Source organism: Desulfitobacterium sp. LBE (genome assembly GCF_007830365.1).
In the GTDB taxonomy this organism is placed as follows: Bacteria; Bacillota; Desulfitobacteriia; order Desulfitobacteriales; family Desulfitobacteriaceae; genus Desulfitobacterium; species Desulfitobacterium hafniense.
In genome coordinates this window covers 3,540,621-3,553,518 of the sequence record NZ_VLKD01000001.1, presented here as the reverse complement: position 1 = coordinate 3,553,518, position 12,898 = coordinate 3,540,621, and the positions used below count along the sequence as shown (strand labels likewise).

The following is a 12,898-nucleotide window of genomic DNA, read 5'->3' as shown; positions in this document are numbered from 1 at the left end:
AGGTGGGTTCTCGCGACCTATGTTTAATCTTTTCACTTCGTCACACTATGTTCTGGTCGGGGCACTGCTGACGAATACTACTTAACACAGACTTGATTGCCTACGGTGCAGGATGTTTTGCAGGCCGATTGGCAGGAAGTCTGACACTCTCCGCAGCCACCTGTTTTTAAAGTTGCACTTAAATTGGCTTTAACAACTGTTTGGATATGCTTTGCCATCTTTATAGCCTCCTCTCGAACACATAAGAATTCGTCACTCATTATATCATGAGGACAAGTTAGTGTGCAAAATATAATTTACTTGGTTACTGTTCCTTGTTTGGGCTGACTGAACAAATAAAGAACGTCGCCTTTTTCCGAGTATCCGGTAATATCGGCGTCAACCGAGGGAACCTGAGCTTTGCTGATCATAGCATACCAAAGGGAATACTCCCCGGACTGCACAATCATTGCTTTAACGGTTTCCCCCCAGGTGGTCTTCACTTCAATGGAGCTGATTTTGGGTTCTTCCACAAATCCATAATAAAGATAGAACTTGGTGGACTTGTCCCCTAAATCCGAATAACGCCACGACAATCCTTTCGGATAGGTTACCAAAGAGCCGCCTTCGGTTCCCAGCCACTTCCAACCAAAGGCATCCTTCTGAAACAAGCCTGCCCCCAGTTCATCATTATTGATATAAAAGACAATTGTCGCCTCATTTTGAACCTGTTGGGTATGGATTACCTCCCAATCGCCTGGAACCACCTTTTTGGCCTCCTGAACAGCCTCTTCAAGGGAGCCGCAGCCACTGACTGAGAAAATCAGCAGAAGTGCAACAGTCACCAGCACTTTGTTCAATTTCACAGGGCTTCCTCCAGTTACATATAATCTGGGGTTTAAACATAATGTGACAAGGATTCAGTTAATAGTGTAGCTTATTTTATGTCTATTGACAATAGAATGATTGTTTGGCATAAGCCGGTTAAGGCACGAACAGCAGCCAATACAAAAGCCACACTGCTTGGTATACAGCATGGCTTATAGACAACTTCCTTTTTAAAATCAAATGGTGCCTCAGGGCGGAATCGAACCGCCGACACGAGGATTTTCAGTCCTCTGCTCTACCGACTGAGCTACCGAGGCATACATGGTGACCCATACGGGATTCGAACCCGTGTTACCGCCGTGAAAGGGCGGTGTCTTAGGCCGCTTGACCAATGGGCCACTGATGGTGAGCCGTCTCACTCACGCTTTTGTAGTATACACAAAAGATGCCTATAAGTAAAGACCTTTGGACAGATTTTTTTCCAGCATTTTTTCTGAACGCTTCCGGGAGGCTGCTCAGCCTCCAAGATAAGCCTTGCGGATCTCATCGCTCTCGGCCAGTTCCCGGCCGGTGCCGGAAATGGAGATGGAGCCGGTCTCCAGAACGTAGGCTCTATCAGCAATAGATAAAGCCATCTGGGCATTCTGCTCCACAAGAAGGACAGTGGTTCCGGCTTTGTTCATCTCCTGGATAATGGTGAAGATCTGCTCCACCAGTATCGGCGCAAGGCCCATGGAGGGCTCATCCAGCATCAGAAGTTTAGGCTTGCTCATCAGCGCCCGGCCGATGGCCAGCATCTGCTGCTCCCCTCCGGAAAGGGTGCCCGCAACCTGTCTGCGGCGTTCCAGAAGTCGCGGAAACAGAACGTAGACCTTTTCCAACTCGGCCTCGATATCGCCGGAAGGACGGGTGTAGGCGCCCATTTCCAGATTCTCCCGGACGGTCATTTGCAGAAAAATCCGCCTGCCTTCAGGGACATGAGCCAAACCGCGTTCCACAATCTTGTGGGGCAGCGTGGAAGTGATGTCTTTGCCCAAGAAGTTTATGCCGCCGGTCTTGGTGCGCAGCAAGCCGGAAATGGTCTTGAGCACAGTGCTCTTGCCGGCTCCATTGGCCCCGATCAGAGTCACGATCTCACCTTCGTTGACCTCCAGGGAGATACCCTTGATGGCGTGTATCGCACCGTAAAAAACGTTGATATTATCGACTTTCAACATAGTGGTCAGCCCTCCCTCTTCTTGCCTAAATAAGCTTCGATGACCTGAGGGTTGTTCCGGATCTCGCTGGGGTTGCCGTTGGCGATGACTTTACCGAAATTAAGCACACTTATTTTCTCGCAGATGCCCATGACCAGATTCATGTCGTGCTCGATGAGCATAATTGCGATCTGGAAGGTATCACGAATCTTCACGATATTATCCATTAATTCGGCTGTCTCGGAAGGGTTCATCCCGGCGGCAGGCTCATCCAGGAGCAGCAGCAAGGGTTTCGTGGCCAGGGCACGGACTATCTCAAGCCTGCGTTGAGCGCCGTAGGGCAGAGATCCTGCCTGCTTCCCCGCCAAACCCTCCATATCGAAGATGGACAAAAGCTCCATGGCCTTCTCATGGGCCTGCTTCTCGCTTTTCCAGTAAGCAGGGAGGCGGAGAATGCCATTCCACATACCATAGTTGATATGATTATGCATACCAAGCTTTACATTGTCTTCAACCGATAGATTCGAGAAAAGGCGTATATTTTGAAAGGTCCGGGCGATACCGGCTTTATTGATTTGCACTGTGTTCATATTCTGCGTGTCACGTCCATCCAACAGGATGGTGCCATGGGTAGGCTGATATACTTTAGTGAGCAGATTGAAGACAGTAGTCTTTCCTGCACCGTTGGGGCCAATGAGTCCGGCTATCTCCGTACGTCCGATGGCCATGTTGAAACCATTGACAGCCATAAGTCCGCCAAAGTTTATACCCAGGTCCCGGGCTTCCAGCACCGGCAGCAAGTTCACATCACCCTTATCCATTTTCCGCGCCCCCCTTTTCTTTTCTGAGCTTTGCAGGAAGCAGCCTTGCTTTTAAAGCTCCCAAATGGCTTTTAAAGGCGTCATTGTTGGTGGCCAGCATGATCAGGATGAGAACGATGGCATATAAAAGCATGCGGTAGCTGTTAAATTCACGCAGCAGCTCAGGGAGTATGGTAAGTAGGGTGGCGGCGATAATCGAGCCCCGAATATTACCCAGACCTCCCAGGACCACAAAGACAAGGATCAGGATCGAGGTATTGAAACCGAACTTAGAGGCAATGATGGTGGAATAATTCATGGCAAACAAAGTGCCTGCGGCACCGGCCAGGGCGGCGGAGGTGACAAAAGCCATCAGCTTATATTTAGTGATGTGAATACCCACACTCTCCGCTGCAATGCGGTTGTCGCGCAACGCCATAATTGCCCGTCCCGAACGGCTGTCAACCAAATTCAGTACGATAAACAAAGTAATCAGTATGAGGACAAAACCGATGGTGAACGTGGAAAGCTTAGGTATACCTGTAATGCCCAGGGGTCCGTCGATAATGACTCTGCCGCCCTCACCAAGGTTCAGGGCATTGGAGTCGCTAAGGAAGCTAATGTGCAGTCCTGCTTTATCCAACCCTACATAAAGGATGTTGATAATATTTTTGATAATTTCTCCAAAAGCCAGAGTGACGATGGCCAAATAGTCGCCTTTAAGGCGCAGGACAGGTATCCCGATCAGAAAACCGGCTACTCCGGCGAAAAGAGCACCGACGATAAGAGATACGATCAGGCGCAGGATCGTGATGGGTATGATCTGCTCCAGGCTTATGCAAGCCACCACACCCGCAAAGGCACCGATACTCATAAAACCCGCGTGGCCTAACGACAGCTCACCAAGTATGCCCACAGTCAGGTTCAGGGAAATAGCCAGGATCACATAGGCGCAGATGGGAACCAGCTGCCCTTGCAGGGAGGAGCTGATATTGCCGCCGCTGATCAGCAATTGGACAATAAGATAAGCCACTATAACTAAAGCATAGGTATAGAGGTTGTTGCGTGTAGTTTTTTTCAATACGATCATAGCATCCACCTCATACTTTCTCGTTGATCTTTTTGCCCAGAAGACCAGTGGGCTTGACCAACAAAGTAAGAATAAGGACGGAGAACACGATGGCGTCGGAAAGCTGGGTGGAGATATAACCCTTGCCGAATATCTCAATGACGCCCAGCAGGATACCGCCGATCATAGCGCCGGGTATGGAGCCGATTCCGCCAAGTACGGCGGCAGTGAACGCCTTGATGCCGGGCATGGAGCCCGTGGTGGGCATCAAGGTGGGATAAGCGGAGCAAAGGAGAACGCCGGCAATCGCCGCCAGGGCAGAGCCGATGGCAAAGGTAACGGAGATGGTAAAGTTAACGTTGATGCCCATCAGCTGAGCCGCCCCCTTGTCCTCTGAGCAGGCGCGCATCGCCTTGCCCATTTTGGTCTTGCCGGTGAACCAGGTCAGCACGGCCATAATAATCAGGCAGGCGACTATGGTGACGATGGCGATGACGGAGATGGTCAGCTGGCCGTCGAAAAGCTTCAGAGAGCCATTTCCTACTACGGAAGTGAACACCTTGGGATTAGAAGACCAGAGCAGCAAAGCGGCATTCTGCAGAAAATAGCTCACACCTATAGCAGTGATAAGCACGGCCAAGGAGGTTGCCGCTCTAAGCGGCTTGTAGGCCAGGCGCTCTATGACCACCCCCAGGATAGTACATACCACCATGGCCAGAAGCACACCGAAGACCGGGTGGAGATTCCCCCGTGTGGTAGCGAAGAAGCAAACATAGGCACCGACCATGATCACATCGCCATGGGCAAAGTTCAGCATTTTGACAATGCCGTAGACCATTGTATAGCCCAGAGCTATGATGGCATAGACGCTGCCAAGACTGAGTCCGCTGATCAGAAAGGAGAGAAAGGTCATAACTCACACACCTTCATTTAGTTTGAGCATATTTTTTGAGCATATTCGTAGTTTGAGCAGATTCGGAAAAGGCCACATAACGGATAAAGGGCTGCCGAGTATGTACTCGGCAGTCCTCTCGACAAACCATTTGAAAGGGCAGCAGTTTCTTAGTCCATACCGACGTAGGTACCCTTTTCTATGACCATTCCTTTAGGTTTCTTAGAAACTTCACCAGTCTTGGCCCAGGTCATTTTCTCACCGGTAAGTCCGTCAACAGAAATAGTGGGGAATACTTGGACCAGTTTCTCACAGATATCGGCGGCCTTCATATCAGGGGTGATGCCGGCAGCCTCAATGGCTTTCTTGTAGGCATACACCACATCATAACCGTCGGCGGCGAACTGGTTGGGAGTCTCTTTAAATAGTTCCTGGTATTTCTTGACGAAGTTGACGGTACGCTCATCGGTAGCGTCGGCACTGAAGGGGGTCAGGAGCATAACGCCTTCAGCCAGGGATTTATCAAAGTTCTCCAGAGTCAGGATTCCGTCCATGCCGTCCACACCGAAGTATTTGGGGGAGTAGTCCATAGACTTAGCCTGCTGGAAGATCAGAGAGGCCGGGGTATAATACATAGGCAGGAAGATTAAATCGGCGCCATTTTTCTTGGCATCGGCCAGCTGAACGGAAAAGTCGGTCTGGCTGTCCTCAGTGAAGGTGGTTGTGGAGACGATCTCCAGATTCAGTTCTTTGGCTTTGCTAACGAAAGTATTATAGATTCCCTTGGAATATACATCGTCATTCTTGTAGATAATCGCAATTTTTGTGCCAAGCTTTTTGTCAGCGATATACTGAGCGGAAGCCGAACCCTGGTTGGGGTCGGAGAAGCACATCTGATAGATATTATCCTTGCCCTCAATGACAGCGGGAGCGGACGCGGAGGGAGTCAGGGCAAATATACGATCGCTGAACATCTCAGCACTGGTGGCCACACCGGGCGTGCTGGTCACGGAACCGAGGGACATCTGCACGCCCCAGTCCTTCAGCTTATTGTAAGCATTAACGGCCTTCTCAGCATCATGCTCATCATCTTCATATTTGAGTTCGAACTGGATGCCGCCCAGGGCATTAATCTCATCAACAGCTATCTGCGCGCCATTCTTGGCCGCGTTGCCGTAAATGGCTGCTCCACCGGTCAGAGGACCGGTACCGCCAATCTTAAAGGCGGCGGTTGCAGCCGGTTCTTTGCCGCCTGCGTTGGGTTCTCCGCCTGGAGCTGGAGCTTTATCCGTTCCTCCGCAACCGGACAGAAGACCAAGGGTCAGGACGAGAGAGAATACGATACCGAACATTCTTTTCATTATACCTTCTCCTTATAACAGATTTTATGATTATTCAAGTTTGCTGATATACCTATTCTGTCCCTCGAATAATCAGAAAGATAGGATAATTTTAGCCTCCAAGAGGCCTGCCTGTCAAGGTAAATATTATGCAACAGATAAATATTATTATGCAATAGAATATAACAGATAAATATTATGCATGGTATCTATTAGGGGAGATTCTTATCCATACAAATTAAAAAAAGCTTGCATTCCTTAGAACACAAGCGTTTTTGATAGATAATGGTGAGCCATCCGCGACTCGAACGCGGGACACCCTGATTAAAAGTCAGGTGCTCTACCGACTGAGCTAATGGCTCAAAACTCACTCACGAATACGAATTCTACAGCAAATTTAACGGCTTGTCAATATTTTTACTAAAAAATATCTTTCTTCAAATAAACCATGCAAAATTAAAGAGCAAGAAGTTACATGTACAAGGCAGGGTACCAAAACAGCCGTCCATTTCTGAACGGCTGAACATCTATGTGTTTTATTCATCTGGCATTGCTGCACTACCGATCTACTTAGAAAATCTCACCGCGGACGATGGTCTGTTCTCTGCCGGGTCCGACGGCAATGAGCGTAACCTGGGTTTCCGTGAGCTGCTCAATCCGTCTGACATAGTCCTGAGCGGCTTTCGGCAGATCCTCAAAATGAGTCACTCCTGTGATATCCTCCTGCCAGCCCTCTATAACCTCATAGACGGGCTCACACGCTTTAAATATCTTCTGACTTTGGGGAAACTCATAAATCACTTCGTTATTGACCCGGTAACCCACGCAGATTTTAATCTTTTCAAAACCGGACAAAACATCCAATTTCATCAAAGCAAAATCAGAGATGCCGCTGACCCGCACAGCATAGCGGGCGATCACCGCATCAAACCAGCCGCAGCGGCGCGCCCGGCCGGTGGTGGTGCCGAATTCATGACCATTCTGACGCATGAGCTCCCCGGTCTCGTCCGCCAGCTCGGTAGGGAAGGGGCCTTCGCCGACGCGAGTGGTATAGGCTTTGATGACTCCCACCACCCGATTGATGCGGGTAGGGCCAACCCCGGCACCGATGCAGGCTCCGCCGGCAATGGGATGGGAGGAGGTGACATAGGGATAGGTTCCGTGATCCAGATCCAGCAGGGTGCCCTGAGCGCCTTCAAATAAAACCTTTTCCCCGGCTTTCAAGGACTCGTCAATGACTAAAGAGCTGTCCGCCACCAAACTCCGAATCTTTTGGGCATAGCCGGAATACTCCTGATAGATGGCGTCGTAGTCCAAAGGCTCAACACCGTATACTTTGGTCAGGAGGTTATTCTTCTCCTGCAGATTACGGCGGAGCTTAGCGGCAAACTCCTCATCATCAATCAAATCCATGATCCGGATACCGATCCGCAAGGTTTTGTCCATATAGGCCGGGCCGATGCCCCGCTTGGTGGTCCCTATTTTATGCTCGCCCCGGGAATCTTCTTCCAAAGCGTCAAGTAAGCGGTGATAAGGCATGATGACATGAGCGTTGGAGCTGATCAGGAGTTTTCCCGTTTTTACTTTCCGTTCGCTCAGATAAGCCAGCTCTTCCAGCAGCACTTTAGGATCAACCACCACTCCGTTGCCGATGACGCAGGTCTTATCTTCATAGAGAATTCCTGAAGGGATCAAATGAAGTTTAAACTCTTCTCCTTTGGCAACGACGGTATGTCCGGCGTTGTTCCCCCCTTGATAGCGGACCACTAAATCCGCCTTTTCGGCCAGGAAGTCCGTTACCTTGCCTTTTCCCTCATCGCCCCATTGCGTACCTATTAACACTACGGATGCCATACCTGATTCCCCCGTTCTTTCTTCTTGAGCCATTAAACCATTAATTGCCTAAGCCCAAGCGTTTAAAAATATCGTCAATATGCTTAAGATGGTAACTCCAATCAAACAAAGCGTTGATTTCCTCAGCAGTGAGTAGCTCCATGACCCGGGGATTTTCCTGAATCACTTCCCGGAAATCCCGGCGGTTATCCCAAGCGGCAAAGGCTGCCTGCTGAACCCACTGATAAGCCTCTTCCCGCATACAGCCCTTATCGACTAAAGCGAGCAGAACCCGTTGGGAGGAGGTTAAGCCATAGGTTTTGAGGAGATTCTCCATCATCTGATCGGAACGAATGCGTAAACCTTTAATAACTCTGGTCATTTGCCGCAGCATATGATCCAGCAAAATGCTGCTGTCAGGCAGAATCACTCTCTCTACCGAGGAATGAGTCATATCCCGCTCATGCCAGAGAGCTACATTTTCCATGGCAGCCAGGGCATTGCCCCGGAGCAGCCGGGACATCCCCGCAATCTGCTCACAGGCGATGGGATTTCGTTTATGAGGCATGGCCGAAGACCCCTTTTGTCCTTCGGCAAATGGCTCCTCCACTTCCAGAATATCTGTGCGCTGAAGGTTGCGAATCTCTGTGGCCATTTTCTCAAGAGTGCTCCCGAGCAAAGCCAAGGCTGTGACATAGTGGGCATGGCGATCCCGCTGAAGAATCTGATTGCTGACCAGGGCAGGCTTAAGCCCTAATTTGGCACAAACCGCTTCTTCAACTTCCGGTGATACATTGGCATAGGTCCCTACGGCACCGGAAATCTTGCCGACCCCGATAGACTCGACGGCGGCTGCCAAGCGCTCGATCTGACGGTCGATCTCAGCCATCCATAAAGCCAGTTTCAAGCCGAAAGTCAGGGGCTCGGCATGAATGCCATGGGTACGTCCCACCATCACGGTAGCTTTGCTTTCCACGGCCCGCTGGGCTAAGGCTTCACGCAGTTCCCGCAAATCTTTAAGCAAAAGCTGCCCGGCATCTCTTAAGACCAAGCTGAGTCCCGTATCCTTAACATCGGAGGAGGTTAGCCCCAGATGCAGATATTTGCCCGCTTCCCCAATCTCTTCCACAACTCCCTGCAAAAAAGCGATGAGATCATGACGAACCACCTTTTCTATCTCAGCAATTCGTTCCGGATTGACTTTGGCTTTGCTGCGAATCTCGGACAGAGCCTGGGAGGGGATCTCACCCCGCTCAGCCATCACCTCAGCCACGGCCAGCTCGACTTCCAGCCATCGCTCATATTCATAGCCTTCCCGCCATAATTGCCCCATTTCAGGATGTGTGTATCGATTAATCAACAAAAAAGTCCCCCTAAATCTTCATTCCTTTCGGATCCTTATCCGAACGATTCCTTAGTTGACTCCTTAAGCTGGACCTCACTGGAGTAAGTCCTCAATATTCTTCCCTTAATAACATAAATCATTCTCAGACCTATTTTATCTTAGCAGTCGCCCCTGTTTCTTGTCAATAAAAAATTCGAACGTTAAAGTTCTTTCATTCGTCAATGTTCGCATATATTTAACATTTCTAACAGCACCTATTAATCTGAAAAGCCTAAAGACTTTAGTCCTTAGGCCGAAAGATGCTGGCGATCCAGGTTCACAAACTTTGTAAATTCTTTAAGATAACCTAATTCCACCGACCCCACCGGTCCGTTCCGGTGTTTGGCAATAATGATTTCAGCGATCCCCTTTTTATCCGATTCAGGGTTGTAATATTCATCCCGATAGATAAAGGAGATGACATCGGCATCCGCCTCGATGGCACCAGATTCCAATAAGTCGGACATAATCGGCCGTTTATCCTGACGCTGCTCCACACCCCGGTTAAGCTGAGAAAGGGCGATGACCGGAACATTCAATTCCCGGGCAATCCCTTTGAGCCCCCGGGAAATCTGGGCAACTTCCTGCTGGCGGCTTTCCGCCCGTCTGCCTAAAGACATGAGCTGCAGGTAATCGATGACAATCAGGCCCAGGCCGTGTTCCATCTTTAAACGTCTGGCCTTGGAGCGCAGCTCGGCAAGGGAAATCCCTACGGTATCATCAATAAAAATCTCCGCCTCGGAGAGAGGGCCTACCGCCCGGGTAAGCTTAGGCCAATCCGTGTCCAATAAATCTCCGGTCCGGACCCGCTGCTGATCCACCATCGCCTCTGAGCAAAGCATACGCTGAACCAATTGCTCCTTGGACATCTCCAAGCTGAAGAGAGCCACCGGGACCTTCCCTCTTACTGCGGCATTTTGGGCCATATTCAGCACCAAGGCCGTTTTACCCATGGAAGGACGGGCGGCAATCACGATCAGATCCGAGGGCTGCCAGCCCGAGGTCATGCGGTCCAGTTCCGTAAAAAAGGTCGGGATCCCTGTCAGACTGCCTTTGTTGGCATAGAGGGCTTCAATTTTTTCAAAGGTATTGAGCAGGATATTGCGTATGGACTCGAAGCCGTCTTTCACCTGTCTCTGGGACAGATCCATAATCATTTTTTCGGCTTCTTCCAACAGGGATGTGGCGGCTTCTCCCGGTTCATAGCCTTTCTCGGCAATCTGTCCGCTGCTGCGGATAAGTTGGCGCAATAAGGATTTCTCCGCCACAATCCTGGCATAATACTCACAATTGACTGCAGAGGGGACAGAGCGGGCGATTTGGGAAATAGTGGCGATCCCACCGATTTGTTCAAGGCGTCCGCTTTGGCGAAGACTTTCCGCTACGGAAACCAAGTCAATGGGATCTCCCTTTTCAAAGAGATCCCGCAGAGCGAGAAAGATCTGGCGGTGATTATCCCGATAAAAATCCTCGGGTTGCACTACTTCAAAAACGGAGCTTCCCACTTCCGGATCAAGCATTAAAGCGCCCAAAACCGATTGTTCCGCCTCTAAATTATGGGGAGGAACTTTGGTTAGTTCCATGTCCTTCTCCTCCTAAAACCTTAAAATAAGGCATGTTCAAGGGCTTCCCGGAAAGTTTCGATGGGGATCACCTGGATTCCCTGCAGGCCGGAGGGCACATCTGCTTGATTTTCTTTGGGGATGAGGACGGTTTTTACCCCGGCCTGCTTGGCGCCAAAGATCTTCTCGGCAATGCCCCCTACGGGCCGTACTCTTCCTTGAATGGATATTTCACCGGTGACGGCGATATCCTGCCGCAGCGGTATGTTTTTCAACGCGCTGTAGATGGCCAGGGTGGTGGCGCATCCTGCGGAGGGCCCGTCGATATTCCCTCCTCCGACCACGTTAACATGAACATCGTAATCTTTGAGGTCTTCGCCGGTGAGGGAACGAATCACGGCCGTGGCGTTGAAGACAGCGTCCCGGGCCATGCTGCCGGCGGTTTCATTGAAGCGGATGGTGCCTTTTCCTTCCCGGCCCGGAAAAACGATGGCCTCCAGCTCAAGGACGGAACCGACAAAACCATGAACGCCGAGACCCAATATCTTTCCTGTTTCACCGCGGTCTGCCGCCTTATGGGAGATATAGGGGGTAAGCCGGGCTGAACGCAATACTTCATAAACTTCCTCAGCCTTCACCAGAACTTCCTGTTCCGGATGGCGGTAACGGGACAGTCCATAAGCATCGGTAAGGATGGTATTGGCCTTCCTGCCTTCAAAGACATACTCACTGATAACCTCCGGTACTTTGGCCTCCAGGTTCGCTCCCAGCTTTTGGGCAGCCTGGGAAACGATATGCTGAATATCCCTTGGTTCCAAGGGATTAAAATAAATCTCCCCGCAGCGGGAACGCAAAGCAGGGTTGATCTCCCTGGGATCCCGGGTGGTTGCCCCAATTAACACAAAGTCGGCAGGGGCACCCTCTTCAAAAAGCTTTTTGATATAGAGAGGCACCTGAGGATCGTTGGGGTCATAATAAGCGGATTCGAAAGCAACCCGTTTATCCTCCAGGACTTTAAGCAGCTTATTTAAGAGAACAGGGTCCATCTCCCCGATTTCATCGATAAATAAAATACCCCCATGAGCATCACTGACTAAACCCAGCTTCGGCTCAGGAATCCCGGTCTCGGCCAGATCCCGCTTTGCTCCCTGATAGATGGGATCATGCACGGAGCCCAATAAGGGATTGGTAACATCCCGGGGATCCCAGCGCAGGGTCGTACCATCCACTTCCACAAAGGGAGCACTCTCGGCAAAGGGAGAATTGACATTCTTTTTGACGGCCTCTAAGGCTACCCGGGCCGCCGACGTTTTGCCCACACCCGGAGGCCCATAGATAATGATGTGCTGGGGATAGGGCGTAGCCAGCTTAGCCAGGAGAAACTGCATGGGAACTTCCTGGCCGATGATTTCTTCAACAGCCTGAGGCCGCAGAACCTCCGCAACAGAACTGGCCAGTTTCACCAGATTCATCTTTTCGATATGGGCTAATTTCTTGAGGGTCTGGGCATTATCCGGTCCGGAATTTTCCTTGAGAAGCTGGCTTTTTATTTCTTTGACATAATCCTCATGCCGCTCCTGCATTTTATCTGCCACCGCTTTATCCAAACGGTCTTCAACAGCCCTGCGGGCGATCAGCTCAGCTAAGTGGTCCTCAATTTCCATCAGCAGCTGAGGAATCTCCTCTTCACTGGGCAGGGGGCGGTCTGTGGGATCGTCCAAAATGATCTTGAGCAGACCGGCCGTACGCTCCCCGATGGTATCGGATTGGATAAGATGAATGGCTTCCAGGCGGGTGGCCTTTAAAACCAATTTATCGCTCCCGTAGTAATTAACGAGCAGACTATAGAGGGCATCCACTTCATGATGCCATTGCTCATGGCTGTTCCGGACATCCTCCTTCAGCTCTTCCACTTGGCTGCTTGGTTGGTTGGTTTCCTCTGCCTCTTGAATTGGTTCGGTTTCGTTCTTTTTAAACCAATGATTTAATAACCCTTTCATTAGGGACCCCTTTCA

General features: G+C 50.4%; 11 protein-coding genes and 3 tRNA genes. All 14 read right to left on the bottom strand.

Annotation, left to right across the window (positions count from 1 at the left end):
- Positions 1–77 precede the first annotated feature (77 nt).
- Positions 78–218 (bottom strand): six-cysteine ranthipeptide SCIFF, encoded by a 141-nt coding sequence (scfA, locus tag DESLBE_RS16925; RefSeq protein WP_005815210.1) that lies wholly within the window; start codon positions 216–218, stop codon positions 78–80.
- Between the two features lie 78 nt (positions 219–296).
- Complete coding sequence (locus DESLBE_RS16920; RefSeq protein ID WP_058490398.1) at positions 297–845, bottom strand: hypothetical protein; 549 nt, start codon at positions 843–845, stop codon at positions 297–299.
- Positions 846–1,048: 203 nt separating this feature from the next.
- Positions 1,049–1,124, bottom strand: a tRNA-Phe gene (locus DESLBE_RS16915).
- Between the two features lie 5 nt (positions 1,125–1,129).
- A tRNA-Glu gene (locus tag DESLBE_RS16910) sits at positions 1,130–1,205 on the bottom strand.
- 117 nt (positions 1,206–1,322) lie between these two features.
- Positions 1,323–2,024, bottom strand: a complete 702-nt coding sequence (locus DESLBE_RS16905; protein WP_144677662.1) for an ABC transporter ATP-binding protein — start codon at positions 2,022–2,024, stop codon at positions 1,323–1,325.
- 5 nt (positions 2,025–2,029) lie between these two features.
- Positions 2,030–2,824, bottom strand: coding sequence for an ABC transporter ATP-binding protein (locus DESLBE_RS16900; RefSeq protein ID WP_144677661.1), 795 nt, complete (start codon positions 2,822–2,824; stop codon positions 2,030–2,032).
- Entirely contained in the window at positions 2,817–3,893 is a 1,077-nt protein-coding gene (locus DESLBE_RS16895) for a branched-chain amino acid ABC transporter permease (RefSeq protein ID WP_005815200.1), read from the bottom strand. The genes DESLBE_RS16900 and DESLBE_RS16895 overlap by 8 nt, the downstream gene beginning before the upstream one ends.
- A 10-nt stretch (positions 3,894–3,903) precedes the next feature.
- Positions 3,904–4,785, bottom strand: a complete 882-nt coding sequence (locus DESLBE_RS16890) for a branched-chain amino acid ABC transporter permease (protein WP_144677660.1) — start codon at positions 4,783–4,785, stop codon at positions 3,904–3,906.
- A 149-nt stretch (positions 4,786–4,934) separates the two neighbouring features.
- Positions 4,935–6,125, bottom strand: coding sequence for an ABC transporter substrate-binding protein (locus DESLBE_RS16885; RefSeq protein ID WP_005815196.1), 1,191 nt, complete (start codon positions 6,123–6,125; stop codon positions 4,935–4,937).
- A 265-nt stretch (positions 6,126–6,390) separates the two neighbouring features.
- Positions 6,391–6,466 (bottom strand) — tRNA-Lys (locus tag DESLBE_RS16880).
- A gap of 208 nt (positions 6,467–6,674) precedes the next feature.
- Entirely contained in the window at positions 6,675–7,958 is a 1,284-nt protein-coding gene (locus tag DESLBE_RS16875; RefSeq protein ID WP_144677659.1) for an adenylosuccinate synthase, read from the bottom strand.
- A gap of 40 nt (positions 7,959–7,998) precedes the next feature.
- Positions 7,999–9,300, bottom strand: a complete 1,302-nt coding sequence (purB, locus tag DESLBE_RS16870; protein WP_011462315.1) for an adenylosuccinate lyase — start codon at positions 9,298–9,300, stop codon at positions 7,999–8,001.
- A 269-nt stretch (positions 9,301–9,569) separates the two neighbouring features.
- On the bottom strand, positions 9,570–10,904 hold the full coding sequence (dnaB, locus tag DESLBE_RS16865) for a replicative DNA helicase (RefSeq protein WP_005815191.1): 1,335 nt from the start codon (positions 10,902–10,904) through the stop codon (positions 9,570–9,572).
- 20 nt (positions 10,905–10,924) lie between these two features.
- Positions 10,925–12,883 carry a Lon family ATP-dependent protease gene (lonC, locus tag DESLBE_RS16860; protein WP_144677658.1) on the bottom strand — a complete coding sequence of 653 codons (1,959 nt, stop codon included), beginning with the start codon at positions 12,881–12,883 and terminating at the stop codon, positions 10,925–10,927.
- Positions 12,884–12,898: the final 15 nt, after the last annotated feature.

Coding starts and splice junctions, on each gene's coding strand:
- scfA (WP_005815210.1), bottom strand. CDS start 218: ATGGCAAAGCATATCCAAACAGTTGTTAAAGCCAATTTAAGTGCAACT.
- DESLBE_RS16905 (WP_144677662.1), bottom strand. CDS start 2,024: ATGTTGAAAGTCGATAATATCAACGTTTTTTACGGTGCGATACACGCC.
- DESLBE_RS16900 (WP_144677661.1), bottom strand. CDS start 2,824: ATGGATAAGGGTGATGTGAACTTGCTGCCGGTGCTGGAAGCCCGGGAC.
- DESLBE_RS16895 (WP_005815200.1), bottom strand. CDS start 3,893: ATGATCGTATTGAAAAAAACTACACGCAACAACCTCTATACCTATGCT.
- DESLBE_RS16890 (WP_144677660.1), bottom strand. CDS start 4,785: ATGACCTTTCTCTCCTTTCTGATCAGCGGACTCAGTCTTGGCAGCGTC.
- DESLBE_RS16885 (WP_005815196.1), bottom strand. CDS start 6,125: ATGAAAAGAATGTTCGGTATCGTATTCTCTCTCGTCCTGACCCTTGGT.
- DESLBE_RS16875 (WP_144677659.1), bottom strand. CDS start 7,958: ATGGCATCCGTAGTGTTAATAGGTACGCAATGGGGCGATGAGGGAAAA.
- dnaB (WP_005815191.1), bottom strand. CDS start 10,904: ATGGAACTAACCAAAGTTCCTCCCCATAATTTAGAGGCGGAACAATCG.
- lonC (WP_144677658.1), bottom strand. CDS start 12,883: ATGAAAGGGTTATTAAATCATTGGTTTAAAAAGAACGAAACCGAACCA.